The organism is Fulvivirga marina (assembly GCF_016775155.1).
In the GTDB taxonomy this organism is placed as follows: Bacteria; Bacteroidota; Bacteroidia; order Cytophagales; family Cyclobacteriaceae; genus Fulvivirga; species Fulvivirga marina.
In genome coordinates this window covers 136,344-156,889 of record NZ_JAEUGD010000043.1, presented here as the reverse complement: position 1 = coordinate 156,889, position 20,546 = coordinate 136,344, and the positions used below count along the sequence as shown (strand labels likewise).

The following is a 20,546-nucleotide window of genomic DNA, read 5'->3' as shown; positions in this document are numbered from 1 at the left end:
TCTAAGTCAACTCTAATTGAGAGTTGAGATTTTTAACTCGCTCCTTTAAAGCAGAAATATCCATATTAACACGGTATTTCATTTTGATATACCTTCGGATTACTTCAGCCTTTTTCCCTTGCCTCAAATGAAACAGGATTGACTTGTCAATAACACAATTCATAACTATAGCACGTTTTAGGTTTATAGGTATTATAAATAAAGCATTTTTTTTTAACTAAAGTTTGTATTTAAGAATTGAATTTAAAATTTAAAGGAAAATTTAAATGTAATCTTAAAATTAGTTAAATTTCAAAGAAGCTTATTTCCAATCCTTTGTGCATCACCCACTAAAACTTTGTTCCTACAACTACCTTTTCCTTAAACTGTAACAGATCTCCGTTCAGGTTGAAAACCTCAAGGTAAACCAGGTAATAGCCTGTTCTTACTTTTGCTCCTGAATCATCTGTTGCATCCCAGGTATAAAACCCTTCCGTAGCCAAATAATCATTCTCTCCCAAGGTTTTAATTGTTCTCCCAAATGCATCTACTATTCGCGAATTAGCAACATATCCCGGTTGGTCGAATGCATAAGTTATAGTTGTAAAATCATTCTGACCAGATCCATCAGGAATTATAACTTTCGGATCGGCAACGATATTTCCATTAACAACCTGTACACCTGTTTTTACTTGAGAATTAACATATCCCGGGGTAGCAAAACCAACAGTTGAAGCTGCAGACTTCCAGTTATTACCATCATTGGTAGGCGCCGTAAAAGATACTCTTTCCAAAGAAACCCCTTCTTTATCTGTCAGCAACTCAAATTGCCACTCCTCTGAATACTCCAGTAGGTCCAGCACAGCAGAATCCTGATTGATGAGTATGACAACACCACCATTATCATTGTAAGCAGGAAGTTTTTTAACCTCATTGAGGTTTCTGTCTTCCGACATAGGATACTGTTCTTTCACCCTAATGGCATCTTCGGTAACTACTATATAGCTATGAGGTTCCAGCACCACATCTCTGACTGCAGCAGGGAAAATTTCTTTTAGAAAGTATTGACCATCCTGTTTCACCCCATTAGCCATTAACCTCCCTTTGAGATTGATATGTTTAGATGAGTTGTTATAAAGTTCTACAAAATCAACGCCGCCTGAATAAGGGTTAAACAACACCTCATTTATAATTATATCCAAGCTATCTGCCGGCTCGGTCAAATAAAACTCCAGCGCTTCCTCAGAACTTACAAAGTTGCCACTACAGTCTTTGATCCCTTTTACTCCCAGGGTATATGCCGTATTGCCATGAAGCTGCCCTGAAAGCTTCAAGTCTACTTCTGTAAAGCTATCGCCCAGTACTACATTTGATATATCAATATAGGGAGTAATCACAAAATTATCAGGAGTAATTTCAGTATCAAGCACTTCATTAAACCTAGCTACCACCGAGTCCGGCCTGAGACCCAGTACTTCAATCAACTCGGGAGACGTAAGATCAGGGTTTTGACTCAGAACAGAGTTTGTAATGCCGGGAGTCCCCCCTGAAAGATGCTCTGATGCCGTCCAGTTATTGCCATTACTGCATAGATTATCAGGGTCAATAAGCTCAAGTGTCCAGCCACCGTCTGACTTCGAAGAACTTTTATACCAACTTTTTGAATAATGCACTGAATCTATGGTGTGATCATCGTTATCCTTTATGACTATGAAGTCTTCTCCGTTGTTAAGCGTAGGCCAGGGATCCAACCCCATTGCTGCTCCATATTGCCCAAACTCTTCAACAGCCTCTTTCGGACAAAGAATTAAATATTTTCCAGGAAATAGATAGTGGTTACTCAATGCCCCCCGTTCTTTTAAATCAGAAAAATGCCAACCGCTGAGGCCAAAAATCTTATCACTATTATTATAAATTTCAACAAACTCCTTATCTGGCAGGTCATTAGGAGGACTTGGGTCTGCCAATATTTCAGTAATAATAACATCCTTGACCTCCGCCACTTCTTCCACAAAGTAGAGGAACTCAGAAAGTATCGATGAAACCATATTGCCAAAAAGATCCTGAATACCTGTAATGCTAATTTTCACGGGACTTCCGACAGGGAAGCTGCTTACAAAGTCTAAATGAACAATACTAGGATTTACATGATCAACCCTGGCTGATGCCGGGTAGCCTATACCACTATCAGCAAAATAATTACTTGCATCTTCACCTGTTTGCGTATCTATATTTTCTGAAAAGAAAAGGTCGATCCGGGTACTGGAAACAACTTCGGTTGATACTAAGCCCGGAGCTTTTGTGTCCTTTGACGTAACAGCTACATCATCAAAATAAAAAGCCTGATTTTTAGTGCTTGAATGCTCAACTTTAAAACCAAAATAGGCCCCATTAATAAACTCCTCATCAACAGCGGTTCCAATAGCTTTGTAAGATTCACCTCCTGATGTGTCTGCCTCTAGTACCCATTGGCCAGAGGCTTTTCTAGTTATACGTATATTCACATTAAAACCTGTAGCTACAGAAGGGTTTGGGTCAGAAATTAAAGGAGTGGTCGAGCCAGTTTTAAATAAATCAATGCCATCTCCACTTCCAGACTCTCCAAGACGGATAAAGTAACCCTCCTCAGCATTTGTTAAATCGCTGCTATTACTCAAAAGGTAAATCTCCACATTGTTAGAACTACTAGGAGAAGCTTCATATCTTGCTTTAAACTCCCATGCCACTTCTTGCTGAGTTACATCGGGCACACCATTTGTGCTGATCCACAGGGTAGCTGAAGCCTCTGGACCGTTACTTTGCAACTCACCGCCAGCAGTATAAAAATCAAATCCTGCACCTGATTGGTTTGAACTGCTCCATGCAGGGCTGATAGAAAGATCCCCGTCAGAAAAATCATCCGTAAATTGTGATTGACAGGGAAACTTAACCAAAAAGAGGAACAGGAATGCTAAAAAGAGCTTATAATGACCTAACAAGACAATTAATTCATATTAACAATAGGGGTAAAAAACAAAAATAGTATTTTTGAGTACATATTTATGTCAACATGAAACGGATATGGCTCTAATATCTTTCGGGATACAGAATTATTTCAGTTTCAACCAATTAAAATTATTATTAAAATGAAACTAGCCATTGTAGGAGCAACGGGCCTAGTAGGACAGGAAGTTCTGCAGGTAATTGAAGAAAGAAATTTTGAATTTGATCAATTGTTTTTGGTAGCCTCTGCCAAATCGGTTGGAAAGACTCAAACCTTCAAGGGTAAACCCTACAAGATTATTGGCATGGAAGAAGCCATCGCTAGTAAACCAGATATTGCTATTTTTTCCGCAGGAGGAAGCACTTCACTGGAGTGGGCGCCGAAATTTGCGGAAGTGGGATGTATTGTAGTAGATAACTCATCCGCATGGAGAATGAGCCCTGATCACAAGCTGATAGTTCCTGAAATTAATGCAGAAGAACTAAGGATTGATGACAGGATTATTGCCAACCCTAACTGTTCAACCATACAGATGGTAATGGCTTTAGCTCCATTACATAAAAAATATGGTATAAAAAGGTTGGTTATCTCAACCTATCAATCAGTAACCGGTACAGGTAAAGCTGCAGTTGATCAACTTATGAATGAGCGAAATGGTGTTGACGGTGAAAAAGTATATCCTCACAAAATTGATATGAATGTATTGCCTCATATTGATGTATTCCTGGATAATGGCTACACCAAAGAGGAAATGAAAATGGTAAATGAAACCCGAAAAATTTTAGGTGATGATAGCATTGCCATTACTGCAACTGCAGTACGATTGCCCGTAATGGGAGGTCACTCTGAATCCATAAATGTTGAATTTCACAAGGACTTTGACCTGGAAGAAGTAAAAGAACTTTTGAACCATGCGCCTGGAGTAGTACTTGAAGACGATGTGAAAAATGCTGTTTACCCTATGCCTCTTAATGCACACCGTAAGGATGAAGTATTTGTTGGAAGGCTTAGAAGAGATGATTCTCAACCGAACACCTTAAACATGTGGGTTGTAGCTGACAACCTGAGAAAAGGTGCCGCAACTAATGCTGTTCAGATAGCAGAATTTCTAGCTGCAAATAATCTTGTGTATTAATTATTAATATAAAATAAGCCAATGCCATTCTTGTAGCCAGGAATGGCATTTTTTATATCTATATCAAGCCATTGAATGAAGGATTTGCTCAAACCAAATGTACAGCAGTTCATCAAAGATCACGAGAAAGATGATCCCATAGCGCTTATTCTTAAGTACAAGGAAGTTCATGGTGTATCTATTAAATCAATTGCTGCTCAAATCACTGCTCGTCAAAAAGCAAAGGTAAAGTTACCTGAATGGTATGATACAGAAGGTCTGATTTACCCACCACCCATTTCCATGGAGCAATGTTCGTCAGAAATTACTGCTAAATACAAAGCTGAATTAGTAAGAGGTAAATCGCTTATAGACCTGACCGGAGGTGCCGGTATTGATACGTATTATTTAAGTAAAAATTTTGAGCAGGTCACCTACATTGAGCAAAATGAAGAGCTTGCGGAAACTACCTCAGGCAACCTCCAATCCTTGGGAGCAACAAACATTATTTGTAAAAATGAGAAAGCGGAAGGTTTTCTTAAACACGCTTCCAAAGTTGATGTTATTTACCTAGACCCGGCCAGAAGAGATGAAAATGCTCAAAGGGTTTTCAGATTCGAAGACTGTGAGCCTGACATAATCAAAATTTTGCCAGACTTACTAAACAAAACGGAAATCGTTTTGGTTAAAGCTTCCCCAATGCTCGACATTGATATATCCATAAAAGGTCTTGAGTACGTACATGAGATCCACATTATCTCAATTGAAAATGAATGTAAAGAGGTCCTTTACCTGCTCCGCCAATCTCCCCGAAAAGATCCTTTAATCAGCACCGTCAATATCAGAAAGCATGGAGACAGGCAAAGTTTCAGCTTCCACAAATCAGCTGAAGGGAATGTGGCCACTGAATATGCAATGCCCGAAAAATTTCTCTATGAGCCCAATAGCTCCATACTCAAAGCAGGAGCTTTTAAAAGTGTTGCGCACAGCTATAACGTAAAAAAGTTACACGCTCATACGCACCTATACACCAGCCAGGAAGAAAAGTCAGATTTCCCAGGCCGACGGTTTCGCATTATAGATGTAGTACCATATAACAAAAAAGCCATTGCTGCTTATTTACCGGATAAAAAGGCCAATATTACAACTAGAAATTTTCCGGATGAAGTCAGCACTATCAAAAAGAAACTTGGATTAAAAGATGGTGGTAATATCTATCTCTTCGCTTTTACCGATAAAGATGAAAACAAAAAGATCGCGGTTACGGAAAGGGCCTAACCAAAATATTCCAATAACCTGTATAAGGCAAAAAACAAAAGGCCTGCTGTACCATAAAGTTTAATTACCTTTTTTCTGTTCTGCGTGTCTTCCCACCAAAGCATTACCCAGGGCCTATAAAGCCCCGTTATTAAAAAAACAAGGCTAACAACAGATAAAACAAAGAAAAGATTGGTAAGCAACTCCATTAACAACTGGTTTATTTGAACCTCAAAAGATCAAAATAAAATGAAAGTTACAATGCTTATGGAGTATTTACAAGAGGAGTGTGCACAGTATTGGGTTATCAATGAACTGCGGAACATTCTCCCATTGTAAAACAAGGAAGAAATATTCCGCAGTAACCTGTGAGTGGTTTAATTAAAATCTTTTTTCTGCTCCAACGTTTTAATATACCCTTTAAGGAAAACCTTGCTATTCTCCGGGGCTTTGGCAAGAGCCTCTTTTTCAAATCTCAGAGCCTTCTCATAGTCTCCCAAAGCAGAATAGCCACGTGCCAGTCCATGAGGTGCCAACCAGTGATCTTTCCACTTCTTACTGGCCATTTTAAAAACTTTAAGTGCTTCGTTATCCTTGTCTTTCCCAATTAATTGACGACCATATGTATAATAATCCTCAACTGCAGCATTTGGATCTTCCAGGGCTTCATTCATAACCTTTGCTGCTTCTTCCGTTTTTCCCATCGCAGCCAGTACCATGGATTTCATTTGCAGCGTTCTAAAGTTCTTCTCACTAAAAAACTGACCGTCTATAGCACTGTTTGCCCAACTCAGTGCTTCATCAAGGTGTATTTTGTTTTGAACCAAATAGCCTGTAGCCGCTGTCCAGTTATTAAGCGTGAAGCCAGGACTTGAATGCAGTTCGTTTTTTAAATTTTGATATACCAACTCAGGCGTATCAAATTCAGCCTTAAATGGTATTCTTTTCTTCTCCCAATCCAGTACTATCACCGCATGTTTATCTGTAACACCCACAAAATTATAGGTAAGCAATGGTGTACTTTCATGATCTTTCCATTGCACATTAACTCTCAGGGCATCCTCACTTTCATTGTAAAAAAAGCTACCCCACACATTAGAGTTTTTAGAAAAAATAACAGTTACCGCTCCATTTTCTGCTATAGCCATATGTAGTCCGTACTTCCCTGCCTTAAGCTCTTCCCCTTCTATTTTAACATCATGGCTAAACTCGATAGTAGTATTCTCATTAGCACCGGCACGCCATGGAGCAGCCTTGGAAGTACCAAACCCCAGATTATTAAACCCGTAGGGCACCAGTGTTCCCCATATCTCTCCTGTACGATCCTGCCCCTGAGGACTTACTACATTTGGTCTGGAGTAATTGATAGTAATAGTTGAAATACCTACTTGCTGCTTTATCTCGGCAGTCGGACTAACTTGCGGAAGTTTAACTCCCTGCCCCATTGAGGACTGATAAAATAAGCAGACACTCAACAGTATCATGAAAAATTGTAAAGCTTTAGATCTCATGGTTAAGTTTATTAAGATGTAAAAGATTGATTAAGTAGGTTCTGACGATCAATCTTTAAACGGTCAACTATAGAAGAAGATTCCCTAATTATTTAACTGTATCTATAGGGTGGATGAAAGGCGATTTACAAAGGGGAAGGGCAATAAAAAAGGGCAACTAAACTTGCCCTTTCAACTATATTTTAATCTTTTTTAAACCTTATCAGGTAGGTCTTATTCTCCTCACCCTCGACAATACGCCGTATATTTTTGTTATGTGTCCATACAATAACTACAAACAGAAAAAAGCCAAATATAACCAACAATGGCTCATTGGTCTTGAACCTAGGCACCAGCAAAAGCAGAGCAGGAAAAGATAATGCTCCTATTATGGAGGACAATGATACATATTTGGATATCAACAGGGTGATAAGGAAAACAACAATACAAAGCAATGCAACTTCATAATGAATAGCAATCATCATTCCTAACAAAGTTGCGACACCTTTGCCTCCCTTAAAGTTAATAAAGACGGAGAAAACATGACCTATAACGGCCACTACACCTAATATAAGCTTAAAGGTAACCAGGTTCTGTTCCTCAATGAAATCCAAATTAAATAATACCCGTGCCAGGGAAGTAGCTACCATACCTTTAATAATATCACCAAGCATAACTATTGTACCAGCTCTCTTACCTAATACTCTAAAAGTATTTGTGGCACCAGGGTTTCCGCTACCATGTTCTCTTACATCAATTCCATGTACAGATTTTCCAAACCAAACGGCAGTGGGTATAGAACCAAGCAGATATGCTAAAATTAATGCTATTGCTATTGCAGCTATTTCCATATTTTTTATTTAAGTAAAAAAAAGGAAGTAAGTCCATAACTTCTTCCCTACACTGTTAGTTTCAAATATACAGATTTTTTTTGAGGTAAGCGGTATAATCAGAACCCATCGTCATCGTCTTCGAAGCCGTCGTCTTCTTCTGTACCACCAAAACCATCATCGGGGGTTTCATCCACAACCTCCTCAACCTCAGAGTCAAGATCATAAAATTCATCTATCCCATAGTATTCTAACCTGAACCTGTTGATAAAGTTCAAAGTTTCCGCCTTATCCGCAGGAGAGAAAATGAGATCTCCAATTTTAGCTTTTGAGCCATTGCTCTTTTTGCTGATTATAGCATTATAATTTTCGTTGGATGAATAAGTCAAAAGTCTGTCGTCTTCCAGGCTGAAATAGAACCATGACGCAGGGGAGGCTTTAATGAAAATATTAAATACGGTTCCTCCATCTTCATTTTTCTTTATTTCCATGAATCCGTCAAAGGCTCCATTGACATCCGTCCTCTGAATATTGGACATCCCCAATTTACCTTCACTGTAAAAGGCCTTATAATCAGGAGACCACTTCAGGTCAACATTTGTAAATACTAATGATACGGCTGTCTCTTTGGCAAACCCTCCCATGGATACGTACTCCTCTAGTGACAGCTTCTCATACTCTCTTGCTGGCCTCTCACCTATAATTTCAGCCAGTTTATACAATAGCTGCGTTTGATCCCCAAGACCTTCAGGCGCCCCAAGGTTGTTAATAACGTCTACTATATCCATGGCCATAATGCTAAAAGCCTGAGCTGGTAAAGTAGAAAAGTCAACAGCAAGCATACTGTTTAGCTTATATTCATCACGATCAATATTGCCATCACCTAACACTGCGGCATTTATTGAGACATCTTTTGAAGGTCTCATAAAATTAACCGGTCCTTCAAATCGAATGTCTCTTGTATCCTGATTATAACGATAAACTTTACCAGAAAGCTTTTTGCCTGCCATTTTTAAGGTATCCTCAATGGCATATTCGTTACTATTCTTATCAAAGTGCAAAATCCCTGAGGGCACAAAAAACTCCTCATCATCGGGGGAGTATCTTTCACTAATAAATGTACTATAAAGGCTATTGTCTCCCAAAGAGAAGAACAAACCTGCTTCTAACCTTCTGCCCTCTTCTGTAACAGAGTTATCAAAGTTTATCATTACGTCTCGCTGGTCTCCTGTACTGGAGTGTTCTATCCATGTATTATAACCTGGCTCGTGCAGATCCAATTTGACGTAACCATCAAGCTGCATGGCTGGCTTGTGGGCATAAAGGGTCATATCGCCTTTATAGAACATTCCCGGTGAGATCAGAATATTTTGCAACTCACTTACAGAACCATTAGCAACTGTATGTTGCTTGAATACCTCCTTTTTCCTTGAGCTTGCCACCTGTATTTCCTCAAGATGAAAATTTTCCATCTTTATTGGAACAGTATCATTAAGTGCATTTACAAATTGATATGTCGCATAACCTGTAAACTCATTTCTGGATTTAATATCAATAACCCCTTCTGTAAGCCTATGGTACTCATGAAGTGTGTCCAGAATAATGGTCGTGTTCGTAAGTCTGCCAATTTTGGAATTTTCCAAAATGAGTACCTCATTATTTTCAGGGGTGATTTTCGCATCGGCCACAACTATATAAGGTATACCGCTAACTTTAAGCTCCAGCGTATTAATATCATAGACCGCTTCCGTGGCATTGAACCTGAGTGAATCAAGATCCTCTCTTGTAGTATAGAAGTAAGAACTCTCCAGAGGTACGTCCTCAGGTTTCCTCATAGTGATCTTCTCTTCATTCAAATCCCACCTGGCCTGAGTAATTGATGTTTTAAACTGGGCATAAGGGAATTCAAAAGCTGCCTGACCTTCCACTTCAGGGCTGATGTCAGCATAATTTTCATCCAGATTGAAGCGTAAATAGACGTCATCACCGGAAAGTGCAGGCTTATCAGGGTTATCTGACTTCAACTCAAAATCAGCATGTCTCGCCGAAAAGCGATTATGCTTAAAAGTAATTCTATCCGACTTGGATTCAGAACCTCTGGTAAGAAGGGTGCCGGAACCATAAACTCCCTTATTAGAAACAATGGCCGTACCATCCAGGGAAGCCGTCTCATTGTAAAACTGAATAGGGTCCTCGACGTTGCTTATATACATACTGTCTTTCTTGGGCAACCACTTCATTTCATAGTTCTTTACCGAAGCCTGAGGAAATAGAACTCCATTATATTCTTCTTCACTGATCTCCACATAGTCTCCCTGAGCAACAACCGAATCCGGATAAAATATAAAGTCCTCCGAAACCATGGTTGTGGTAAGGAAGTCAATTCGACCATGACCCCTAAGGCCTTTTTTGTTCAGGGTTAACTGGTTGTAGAATTTTCCTTCTCCCTCATACAAGGTATACCCATCAGTGGGTACTTCATGCGTAAACCCTAATGAATAATCGGGCTGTATCTCCAGTTTTTCCTCAAATGTCGGGAACATACCACTAGACACAAATGACCCCTGGAAGCCAATAGAAGCAGGGTCGGAACCACTTAAACTATCAATCCCAAAGGGAGGAACGAGAAAATACATTGACCTGTCGTACACTCCTGAGAGCACCTCCTTCCTATCAAAATATACTACAGCACCTTTACCAGAATCAAATTTAGGATAATTAGGCAGGTTAACCTTTCCTGATTTATTACCTGGCTTATTAACAAATAGTGTTCCTGACGACGCCTGAAGGTTATTAGTAACATCACCGGTAATCTCAGAATCCACTGATACGAGCGCATTGTCTACCTTGCGCCGACCTGACCTTCCCCGACTATTCTCGTCTTTAACATAAAACTGAATGGAATCAATTTCATTCAGATAAATAAGAAAGCTATCGTATTTAAAAGTAAAATCACGCCCAATATATTCAAAGTTACCTGCAGTAACTTTACCGTTAAACTTAAAATCCCTATCCCTCATGAGCACGATTTCACTACTATCAGGTTTAATAATTACATTCAGCGAATCACTAATCTTAAACCCGTCTACACCACGAACCTTAAATGTTCTCTCTTCAAAATTTAGTGTCGAGTTTGCCTTATGGTGTATCACAGAGCTAATGATGATATTATCAAAATCCTTTTTGCCAAACTTCGAATCAAATAAATGCTTACCCTTATCTTTAACTGTAATCAGTCCCTTATTAGAATCATATCCAATCAAGCCTTTTTGTGCAAGGAACAGCATGGCCCCTTTAATTACCCGCACATCTTTTTTATAGTGACGAGCCAGCTGATCTACATAGAACTTTTCCTCATGCTTCTTTCTAGAATAGGCTACAACTAAAGCCAATGGATTAAATGGGTATATTTGGTCTCCCAATCCACGATAATCCTCAACATTGAAATGATCTGATGATTCAAAATGGGCAGGAACAATCTGTCTACCTTCAAGAATAGACGCATCAAGAGATGCAGAATCGAGATGCCACCTGATGATATCTGCTGTAAAATCTATGTTAAAATAAGTTGCTGTGTAAGGTGTATTACGAAATCCACCTTTGTCTTTTTGTAGTACCAGATACTTATTCTCAAAATCATATTTAAACCTTACTGCGGGATGGTATATGGAATCGCTACCCTGGTAGATCACTATGGAAGCTCTACTTGCAGTGACCGTCGAGTCTGAGAATTCAAATATTTTGGCCTTTGCTCTAAATTTTTTAGAAGCCTTATCATGAACTTCAATTCTAGAAAAATCCCCTAGTACTGAGGAGCTGTATATTTTGCTGCCTTTTAAAGAAAACCCACCATGGTAGATCAGGTCTTTGCCAATATTTTTAACGCGAATATTACTATAGTAAGACATGAACCTGGGGTATTCGGCATCGGTAGTAGTATCATGTCTTACGCTTTTATATTTAAAGACTCCTTCCAGAGGTTCATCCAACTTACCTTTATAAGTAAGCTTCACTGCTTCTGCCTGTAGACTGGGCTTATTTACATCAAAACTATAGGTACTAAATTTGCAAAAAACAGAATCGGCACCGAGCCCTGTCATAGACCAGTCAAACTTACCACCATCACCGACAAATTGTTTTTTTAATATCAGAAAGGAACCCTTGGTATTTTCCAGAAAAACGGAGTCATACGGTGTTGAAAAATTCAAAGTGGCGTTATCAAATTGGATTACCGGTCCGCTAACTACAGGCAGGACAGGCCCACCTCTAATGGCCTCCACCATTTGCTGATCTTCGGTAACATCACCTTCTGAGTAAGTTTCATCCTCCCAATTGTCATCTTCCCACTCCGTATCCCAATCATCATCGGCAGGCTCTTCATTCCACTCATCAAAATACTCATCATCGGCAGTTTCATCAAAATACGGATCTTCTTCAACAGGCTCTTCCTCCACCTCTATAGAGGCCGGATCATCAACATATTCAAAGTAATATTCATCATTGCTGACATATAGCCTGTTCGATTTGGCATGATAGAGCGCATTGTGTTCAAAAAAAGACTTAGTTACCTGCAAGTATTGAAGCAACTCCTCCAAAGTATGGTTATCAATCACCTTTTCAGTAACATTAAGGAAATTAATCATTTTCTGAGCATCAGCCCCCTCTGTATTTACAGCATGCGCAATGGCAGAAAAATATGCAGAGTAAGTTTTTTTATTACCGTTTTTACTGTTCATCAGCACGGAAACCTGCGCTATTATCTTGTCTTGCTGGTCTTTAGGCAGCTTCACCCAGGCCATTTGAAATTCATCACTGATACCCAAAACCTGATGAGCCCGCCCATCATTAAGCATCACCCTTACTGTATCTTTTGGAACAGCCGGTCCGGAATTGCTTTGAGAAAAAGCATTAAAGCCCAACATGCAGAGCAGAAAAAATAAATATCTAAAAGTTTGCCACATGATCAGTCCTCTGAAATTCCTAAATTATTGTGAATAAACCAATTGATGATGATTACTTGTAAACGCAACCGTCAACGAAAAAATTAAATGGCAGGTACTTTTTCTCCTACCTTTTCTCAAAAACCAACGACGACCAATAGTTTCTACTTGAGTTACCGAGCAAACGAAATCCATATTTAGAAGCTTCATTCTCCAAATCCTGATCATCGGAATCATAGAACCCGCTCAGTATCAGGATACCCCCTTCAGGTAAATAAGTCTGGTAGTGTTTTATCTCATCAAGAAGCACATTCTTATTAATATTGGCCAAAATGATATCAAACTTACCTTCAAGTTGTAGAGATTCGATTGTCCCACCAAAAACACTAACGTTATCACATTGGTTCAATGCCACATTTTCAGGGGCATTTTCTATACTCCATGAGTCGATATCATAAGCCACCACTTCTTTTGCTCCTAGTTTTGATGCCATAATGGCAAGTATAGCTGTGCCACAACCGGCATCAAGTACTCGCTTGCCTTTGTGGTCTAGCTCCATCTGGTTTTTTAACATCAGATAAGTAGTAGCATGATGCCCTGTACCAAATGACATTTTGGGTGTAATAATGATCTCGTAAGGGTATTTCTTATCAATTTTATGAAAAGTAGCCCTAACCAGGCATTTGTCTTCTACTATTATCGGATCATAATTTTTCTCCCAGTCTTCATTCCAGTTCTTTCTCTCTACTTCCTCTATGGAATATGATATTGATGTAAGCTCTGCATACTTCGCTGCCAGGTCTTTAACATCCTGCTCAGAGAACTTCTCAATTTCAATATACCCTTCAACACCCTCTTCTGTTTCCATCATGGAGTTGTAGCCAAGCTCACTGAGCTCAGCTATTATGATTTCAGCAAAATCTTCATCACATGAAAATTTAACCCCTATAAACTCTGCCGGAAGTTTCTCTGCACCCATTAAAATGACTTTACAATATCAGTGAAATCTCTTGATTTTAGAGAGGCGCCTCCAATTAGCCCTCCGTCAACATCTTTACAGGCAAAAAGCTCCTTTGCATTATCAGGCTTGCAACTTCCACCATATAGTATAGACATATTTTCAGAAACTTGTCCGCCGTATCGCTCTGCAATAAATTCTCTGATTGTAGCATGCATTTCCTGCGCCTGGTCAGATGACGCCGTTTTACCAGTGCCTATAGCCCAGATAGGCTCATAAGCGATCACTATTTTAGAGAACTTGTCATCATGCAAGTGAAACAAACTGTCCCCGATTTGATTGCACACGTATTCTTCAAACAGACCATTTTCCCTAACCTCTAAAGGCTCTCCACAGCAAAATATAGGAGTAAGATTATTTTCCAGGGCTAAATCAACCTTTTTCGCCAATTGCTTGTGACTTTCTTTAAAGTATTCCCTTCTTTCGCTGTGCCCGATAATAACATATTCGACACCTACTGAGGCCAGCATGTTGGCGGAAACCTCTCCAGTGTAAGCACCTTGTATATTATCATTACAGTTTTGTGCGCCGAGATGGATCTTATCAACACCAGATATTAGTTTATTTACTTGAGTTAAGTGAATGAACGGAGGTGCCAAAACGACTTCAACATCTCCTCTCACTTCATCAGAGATCATATTAACAATCTCAGAAGTAAGCTTTAGCCCCTCATCAAGGGTATTATTCATTTTCCAGTTTCCGGCTACAATTTTTTTTCTCATAGTTAGTGTACGATTTTAATGGACACACAAAGATAATATTTATAATGTCTTTTAACTGATCCTACTCCAGTTAACGGCTGTTTTGCGCATAGACTCGATCTGACTTCTTATATTTCGGTTATCCGGATGCGACAGGTCGGGATCTGCATCGAGCAAACCAATAGCGGCGCCTCTGGCCACCTGTAATATTTTGCCGTCCTTTCCCAAGTCAGCTATCAACAGATCAAGCACGCCACTTTGCTGGGTTCCTGTGAGATCCCCCGGACCACGCAATTGCAAATCGGTATCGGCTATTTCAAATCCATTGTTAGTCCTCACCATAGTTTCTAGCCGCACCCTGCCCTCTTTGCTCAGTTTATAATCGCTGATGAGTATGCAATACGACTGATCTGCTCCTCTACCTACCCTTCCACGGAGCTGATGTAACTGTGCCAGACCGAATCGCTCTGCATTTTCTATGACCATAACGGAAGCATTAGGTACATTTACCCCCACTTCAATCACTGTAGTGGCCACCATGATCTTAGTTTCGGCTTTTACAAACCGCTGCATTTCATAGTCTTTGGCATCAGGCTTCATCTTACCATGCACAACGCTTACAGGAATGTCAGGAAAAGACCTGCAAATACTTTCATAACCATCCATCAAATGCTTGAGATCTAATTTTTCCGACTCTTCAATCAATGGATAAACGATATAAACTTGCCTGCCTTCATCAATTTGCTCTTTGATAAAGCCATTTACCCTCAGCCGGTTCGAATCATACCGATGAACAGTTTTAATGGGCTTCCTACCTGCAGGAAGCTGATCAATAACTGAAATATCCAAGTCGCCATATAAAGTCATGGCCAGGGTTCTCGGGATAGGGGTAGCCGTCATTACCAACACATGGGGATAAACATCCCTGTTCTTTTGCCATAGCTTGGACCTCTGAGCCACACCAAAACGATGCTGCTCATCTACTACAGCCAATCCCAGTTTTTTAAACTGCACTACATCTTCAAGCAAAGCATGGGTACCCACAATAATGTTCAAATCCCCAGATTTCAGGTATTCATGAATGATCCTACGCTCACTTTTCTTGGTGGAGCCTGTAAGCAGGGCAATGGTGATACCCATACTATCAGCATATTCCTTCAGCCCTTGGTAATGCTGGGTAGCCAATATTTCGGTAGGGGCCATCATCACCCCCTGAGTCCCTGAGCCAACTGCCAGCAACATACAGATAAAAGCCACTATGGTTTTTCCACTTCCCACGTCTCCCTGAAGCAGGCGATTCATCTGCTTACCGGATTTCATATCATGATATATTTCCTTTATTACACGTTTCTGAGCATCAGTAAGGTCAAACGGTAAATGCTCATTATAAAACCTGGTAAGAAGTTCCGTGTCCTGAAAAATCTGTCCTTTAAATTTATCTACTCTGGCTAGCTTTAGCTTTAACAGCCGTAGCTGCACATAAAATAACTCTTCAAATTTTAACCTGAAACTGGCTTTTTGCAACAACTCCGTATTTTGAGGAAAATGAACACCAAATAAGGCTTCTTTTTTTGAAAGCAAGCGGTAGTCTGCTATCAGTTTTTGAGGCAGGGTCTCCCTTATCCTATGCTCTGCAAGCTGAAGTAATGTCCGTTGTAACTTCGAAATAGCCTTGCTATCCAGGTATTTTTTTTTGAGCCTCTCTGTAGTATGGTATATAGGATGCAGATAGCTTACGTCTTCATTTTGATGTGTAAGCAGCTCGATTTCCGGGTGGGCTATATTCAATTTACTGCCAAATGCAGTAGGTTTTCCAAAAACCATATACTCCACCCCTGGTTGCAGCTTTTGAAGCACCCATTGCACCCCCTTAAACCAAACCAGTTCAATCTCACCAGTTTCGTCTCTTAAATATGCTTTAAGCCTTCGCTTACGGGGCGGGCCTGCTGTTTCTATATTGCGAATCCTTCCCTTGATCTGCACATATGGCATGGTGCCGTTCAGCTCTCTGACAGTATGAAATTTAGTACGGTCTTCATACCTGAACGGATAGTGCTGAAGCAGGTCTCCATATGTGAATATATTGAGTTCTTTATTAAGTAAGGCCGCTTTCTGAGGGCCAACTCCTTTTAGGAATTCTATCTTTGTATCAAAGAATCCTTGCATGCCTGCAAACTAGCCAAAAAATTTCTTTTACGGTTAATTTCTGCTACTCTCCTTGAGGCTGTTCCACTTCAGGGTATTCATCATATGTACTATATCCACTTTTACGTACTCTATAGCAGGCTGCAGTGAATCATTTTGTACTTGTGTATTAAAATAAAGCGCACCTCTCAGGAAGTTTTCTGTTGAGTCTGTGGAAATAAATTGAAACTGGCTGGGTACCTCACCTTCCAACTCTGCATAAACAACCGTTTTTCCCGATGGTGTCTTTGAAATCGCTTCATCAATAGCAGAGGCTTTAATCTGGTGTTTTGCTGTCAGGAAATAAGCATCGTCAAAATACTCCTTAAGCGAATCCAAATTATTGACCGTTTTATAGGTTATATGGATATCGGCCTTAAACTGCGGATAGTAGATCTCGACCCAATACTTATCTGATATCCATGATGAATCCTTTAGTAAACGTGCGTGCTTTGAATACTCAAAATAATAGGGGAGAGTATCGGGCAATGGTTGGTATGCATGCTCAGGAAGTATAAAGCGATTGTACCCTTTCGGCTTGGGTGCGTAATCAGACTCACAACCCCACAATACTAAAACTATGAAAAAAGCCAACCATAGTTTAGTTATAATCTCCTTTATCTTCATCATTTTCCTTTATAAAGACCCGCACCTTTTTAATTCGCTTGTTATCCACTGCCACTACCGTGAAAACATACTTCTCAAAATAAACTTTCTCACCCGCCGAGGGAAGTTTGGTATTAATCTCCAGCAACAAACCTCCTAGCGACTCGCTCTCACCTTTTATCTTTTCAAAAGTATTAGGGTTAATTTCCAGTATCTTACAGAAATCATTGAGCGTTGTTCTTCCCTCAAAAAGGTAAGTATACTTATCAAGTTTGCTATATGCAATATCCTCATCGTCAAACTCATCATTTATTTCACCCACTATCTCCTCTATGACATCTTCAAGTGTGATCAGCCCTGAGGTTCCTCCGTACTCATCTACAACAATGGCCATATGAACACGCTTCTCCTGAAAGTCCTTGAGCAGGGCGTCAATTTTTTTGTTTTCGGGCACAAAAAAGCCTTGTCTCAATAGCCTGAGCCAGTCAAAAGACTCATCCTGATCTACATAGGGCAACAGGTCTTTTATATACAATATCCCTTCTATATTATCTATAGTGTCCGAGTAAACAGGAATACGAGAAAAGCCTGACTTATTGATCTTATCCATCAGGTCATGAAAATCCATTTCAACATCAAATGCTGTAATGTCCATTCGTGACTTCATAACCTGCTTTACCGTGAGGGTTCCAAAGTTTACAATCCCTTTAAGAATATCTTTCTCCTCGTCTGTGGTTTCTTCACTGGTAGTGGTTATCTCAAGGGCATGATGCAACTCTTCAACAGAGATATCATATCCTTTTTTGATAAACCGACGCTCAATAACGCTACTACTGCTTACTAGTAAAAATGATAAAGGTTTGAAAACGGTGCTCAATAATTTGAGCATGGTTGAAGTTAACCTGGCAAACCTGAGATTATTAGGTGTAGCATAAACTTTTGGCAAAATCTCACCAAAAAACACAATACCCAGTGTAGTGATGGTGGTGAGAATAATTACAGGTTTACCTTCAGTAGTTTTAGCATCCAGAATCTCCCACATTACAAATGTTGACAAAGTAACTATACCAACATTAATAAAGTTATTCATGATAAGTATAGTAGCCAAAAGCTGCTTGGGGTGTCTGATAAGTGAAACTATCCGCTTATCGGGCATCTCCTCGCTTTCTTTGCATTCGGCAATATCTTTTGAAGTAAGCGAGAAGAAGGCTACTTCTGACCCGCTTATTAATGCAGACATAACCAGCAGCAGCAGAAGTGTTATGCCGCTAATTAAATAAAACAGTGAATCCTCACTGAAAATGGTCGCTAGTAAATACTGACTTGGAGGTTCGTCTATTGTTTCCAATACTTAGGATTTATTCTAAAAATCAGAATGGAAGATCGTCAGATTCATCATCCATGGCTATATCAGCCGATGCCTGTGAAGAAGCCGTCTCCTGAGGTCTTGAAGGAGCAGGGCTACCGCCACCTTCAGACATACCTTTAGGAGTTAACATAGTCATGTTATCTCCAACAATCTCTGTTGTATATCTGGTTACACCGTCTTTTTCCCAAGACCTGGTACGGAGTTTACCTTCGATGTATACCATATCTCCTTTATTAAGATATTTTTCAGAAATATCTGCCAGGCCTCTCCAAAGTACCACATTGTGCCACTCGGTTTGCTCTCTTCTTTCTCCTGTATTCCTATCTTTATATACTTCCGAAGTAGCCACGGGGAAATTGGCTACAGAAGCTCCACTCTCCAAATGCCTTACTTCAGGGTCTTTTCCCAACCTTCCAACAATTATTACTTTATTAACTCCTGACATATTATAGTTTATCTTTTTTGCAAAGCTACTAATGTTTTATAAATCTAACTAAAAAATAGTATCATTCAAATAGCGCGAAACCAAAACAGGTTTAGGTAATTCGTGAATATCATCATGTGAAAAAAAACGCAGTCCCTGACGTTTTATCATTGATAATACTTCCTCTTTTTGATCCAGATCAATAGCAAAAAAACGAGCATAAAGTTTCCGGTGGGTGAGCACATGTTTATAATCCTTGCTAATATTAACCTCCTTAATATAAGGTGTCAGCTCGTCAAGAAATTCATTATTACCAGCAAGCCAGTCAAAGTCCCTAAACCCACTCTCTTCAAAAAGCATGTAATCAAACAGGCCTTTCCATATATCATTGCCTTTACGCTGCTTCATGGCCATATCTTCACCATTTTTAAAAACCAGATAATGTAAATAACGACTTTTGACCTTTACCTTCCCCAATTTTACAGGAAGTTCCTTCTGCTGACCATGTATACGAGCATAGCATTCCATATTAAATATACAGTCACCACAAGCCGGTGATTTTGGAGTGCAGTGAGTAGCCCCAAATTCCATTATAGCCTGATTATATACATCAGGTTGTTCTTCAGATATAAGCTCATTGGCTACCTTTTCAAACTTGCGCTGACCGATTCCACTTGAAATGTCATCATCTATTCCAAATATTCTTGATAATACCCTATATACGTTGCCATCAATTACGGCTACAGGTTCCTTATAGGCAAAAGAAGCAATGGCAGCGGCTGTATATTTGCCAACTCCAGGAAGTTTTAACAAGTTTTTGTACCCAAAAGGGAAGTTTCCCTGCAAATTTTCCGCAACTATTTTTGCGCACTTATGTAAGTTTCTGGCCCTTGAGTAATATCCTAGCCCCTGCCACAAACGTAGGATTTCCTGCTCGCTGGCAGCTGCGAGATCTCCAATTTTTTCAAAATGTTTTACAAATTTGTTGTAATAAGGTAAGCCCTGAGCAACACGGGTTTGTTGCAAAATGATCTCTGAGAGCCATATTTTGTACGGATCAGCAGTATTGCGCCAAGGTAATTCCCGTTTATGCACACTATACCACATAATTAACTTTTTAGCGAATTTTTTGTTGTTCAATTAAGTTGTTTTTTAGTCGAAAAATGAACAAAATAGGGTGTTAGATTTTTGGCGTATTTAATTTTTATATATTACCCCATGGAGCCTAAATTTGCTGACCAATATACACCTAGTAATTAAATATCGTTAATCAAAAGACTACTATTCGTGACTAAAGCAGAAGTAATATCCGAAATATCCGAGAAGACCGGAATCGACAAATCAGACGTAACTGTTTCTGTTGAGGCATTTTTCAATATTGTTAAAAACTCAATGGCAGAAGGTAATAATATTTACGTCAGGGGTTTTGGAAGTTTTGTAAACAAAAAGCGCAAGAAAAAAATTGCCAGAAATATCTCTAAGAATACGGCAATTGTAATCGATGAGCACTATATACCAAGCTTCAAGCCTTCAAAAGTATTTATTGAGAAAATTAAGACCAGCGATAAAGTAAAGGACGCCAATAGTTAATATTACCTTTACTTTTAAATCTTAATATTATCCTTGAACTTTGCATGCATTTCTAATCGAA

At 39.5% G+C, this 20,546-nt stretch carries 15 protein-coding genes; 3 read left to right on the top strand and 12 right to left on the bottom strand.

From position 1 onward, the window contains the following. Position 1: 1 nt before the first annotated feature. Positions 2 to 163: a hypothetical protein gene (locus tag JMN32_RS14340; RefSeq protein WP_202857032.1), complete on the bottom strand. Its 162-nt coding sequence runs from the start codon at positions 161 to 163 to the stop codon at positions 2 to 4. Between the two features lie 166 nt (positions 164 to 329). Further along, positions 330 to 2,912: a lamin tail domain-containing protein gene (locus tag JMN32_RS14335; RefSeq protein WP_202857031.1), complete on the bottom strand. Its 2,583-nt coding sequence runs from the start codon at positions 2,910 to 2,912 to the stop codon at positions 330 to 332. A 192-nt stretch (positions 2,913 to 3,104) separates the two neighbouring features. Here JMN32_RS14335 and JMN32_RS14330 point away from each other — a divergent pair, with 192 nt between their 5' ends. Together JMN32_RS14330 and JMN32_RS14325 are read left to right on the top strand one after the other, a co-directional pair. Next, positions 3,105 to 4,097, top strand: coding sequence for an aspartate-semialdehyde dehydrogenase (locus JMN32_RS14330; protein ID WP_202857030.1), 993 nt, complete (start codon positions 3,105 to 3,107; stop codon positions 4,095 to 4,097). 75 nt (positions 4,098 to 4,172) lie between these two features. After that, positions 4,173 to 5,354 (top strand): class I SAM-dependent methyltransferase, encoded by a 1,182-nt coding sequence (locus JMN32_RS14325; protein ID WP_202857029.1) that lies wholly within the window; start codon positions 4,173 to 4,175, stop codon positions 5,352 to 5,354. 356 nt (positions 5,355 to 5,710) lie between these two features. Here the strand turns inward: JMN32_RS14325 and JMN32_RS14320 are convergent, their stop codons facing one another. The 10 genes from JMN32_RS14320 to mutY form a co-directional block, all read right to left on the bottom strand. After that, a complete protein-coding gene (locus JMN32_RS14320; RefSeq protein WP_202857028.1) occupies positions 5,711 to 6,844 on the bottom strand; it encodes a DUF2911 domain-containing protein in 1,134 nt (377 codons plus the stop codon). A gap of 182 nt (positions 6,845 to 7,026) precedes the next feature. After that, positions 7,027 to 7,674: a glycerol-3-phosphate 1-O-acyltransferase PlsY gene (gene plsY / locus JMN32_RS14315; protein ID WP_202857027.1), complete on the bottom strand. Its 648-nt coding sequence runs from the start codon at positions 7,672 to 7,674 to the stop codon at positions 7,027 to 7,029. A 98-nt stretch (positions 7,675 to 7,772) separates the two neighbouring features. Further along, a complete protein-coding gene (locus tag JMN32_RS14310) occupies positions 7,773 to 12,614 on the bottom strand; it encodes a hypothetical protein (RefSeq protein WP_202857026.1) in 4,842 nt (1,613 codons plus the stop codon). Positions 12,615 to 12,720: 106 nt separating this feature from the next. Further along, positions 12,721 to 13,572, bottom strand: coding sequence for a 50S ribosomal protein L11 methyltransferase (gene prmA / locus JMN32_RS14305; protein ID WP_202857025.1), 852 nt, complete (start codon positions 13,570 to 13,572; stop codon positions 12,721 to 12,723). Beyond that, a complete protein-coding gene (gene tpiA, locus JMN32_RS14300; protein ID WP_202857024.1) occupies positions 13,572 to 14,333 on the bottom strand; it encodes a triose-phosphate isomerase in 762 nt (253 codons plus the stop codon). Before tpiA ends, prmA begins: the two co-directional genes overlap by 1 nt. 51 nt (positions 14,334 to 14,384) lie before the next feature. Beyond that, positions 14,385 to 16,478 carry an ATP-dependent DNA helicase RecG gene (gene recG, locus JMN32_RS14295; RefSeq protein WP_202857023.1) on the bottom strand — a complete coding sequence of 698 codons (2,094 nt, stop codon included), beginning with the start codon at positions 16,476 to 16,478 and terminating at the stop codon, positions 14,385 to 14,387. 33 nt (positions 16,479 to 16,511) lie between these two features. Continuing rightward, positions 16,512 to 17,123, bottom strand: coding sequence for a gliding motility lipoprotein GldD (gldD, locus tag JMN32_RS14290; RefSeq protein ID WP_202857092.1), 612 nt, complete (start codon positions 17,121 to 17,123; stop codon positions 16,512 to 16,514). Beyond that, on the bottom strand, positions 17,098 to 18,441 hold the full coding sequence (gldE, locus tag JMN32_RS14285) for a gliding motility-associated protein GldE (protein WP_202857091.1): 1,344 nt from the start codon (positions 18,439 to 18,441) through the stop codon (positions 17,098 to 17,100). The genes gldD and gldE overlap by 26 nt, the downstream gene beginning before the upstream one ends. Before the next feature lie 31 nt (positions 18,442 to 18,472). Beyond that, entirely contained in the window at positions 18,473 to 18,916 is a 444-nt protein-coding gene (locus JMN32_RS14280) for a single-stranded DNA-binding protein (protein ID WP_202857022.1), read from the bottom strand. 48 nt (positions 18,917 to 18,964) lie between these two features. Further along, the gene (gene mutY / locus JMN32_RS14275; protein WP_202857021.1) at positions 18,965 to 20,035 is read right to left on the bottom strand and encodes an A/G-specific adenine glycosylase; all 1,071 of its coding nucleotides are present in this window, start codon (positions 20,033 to 20,035) and stop codon (positions 18,965 to 18,967) included. A 147-nt stretch (positions 20,036 to 20,182) separates the two neighbouring features. Between mutY and JMN32_RS14270 the strand changes: the two genes are divergently transcribed. Then, positions 20,183 to 20,485, top strand: a complete 303-nt coding sequence (locus tag JMN32_RS14270) for an HU family DNA-binding protein (protein ID WP_202857020.1) — start codon at positions 20,183 to 20,185, stop codon at positions 20,483 to 20,485. Positions 20,486 to 20,546 lie beyond the last annotated feature (61 nt).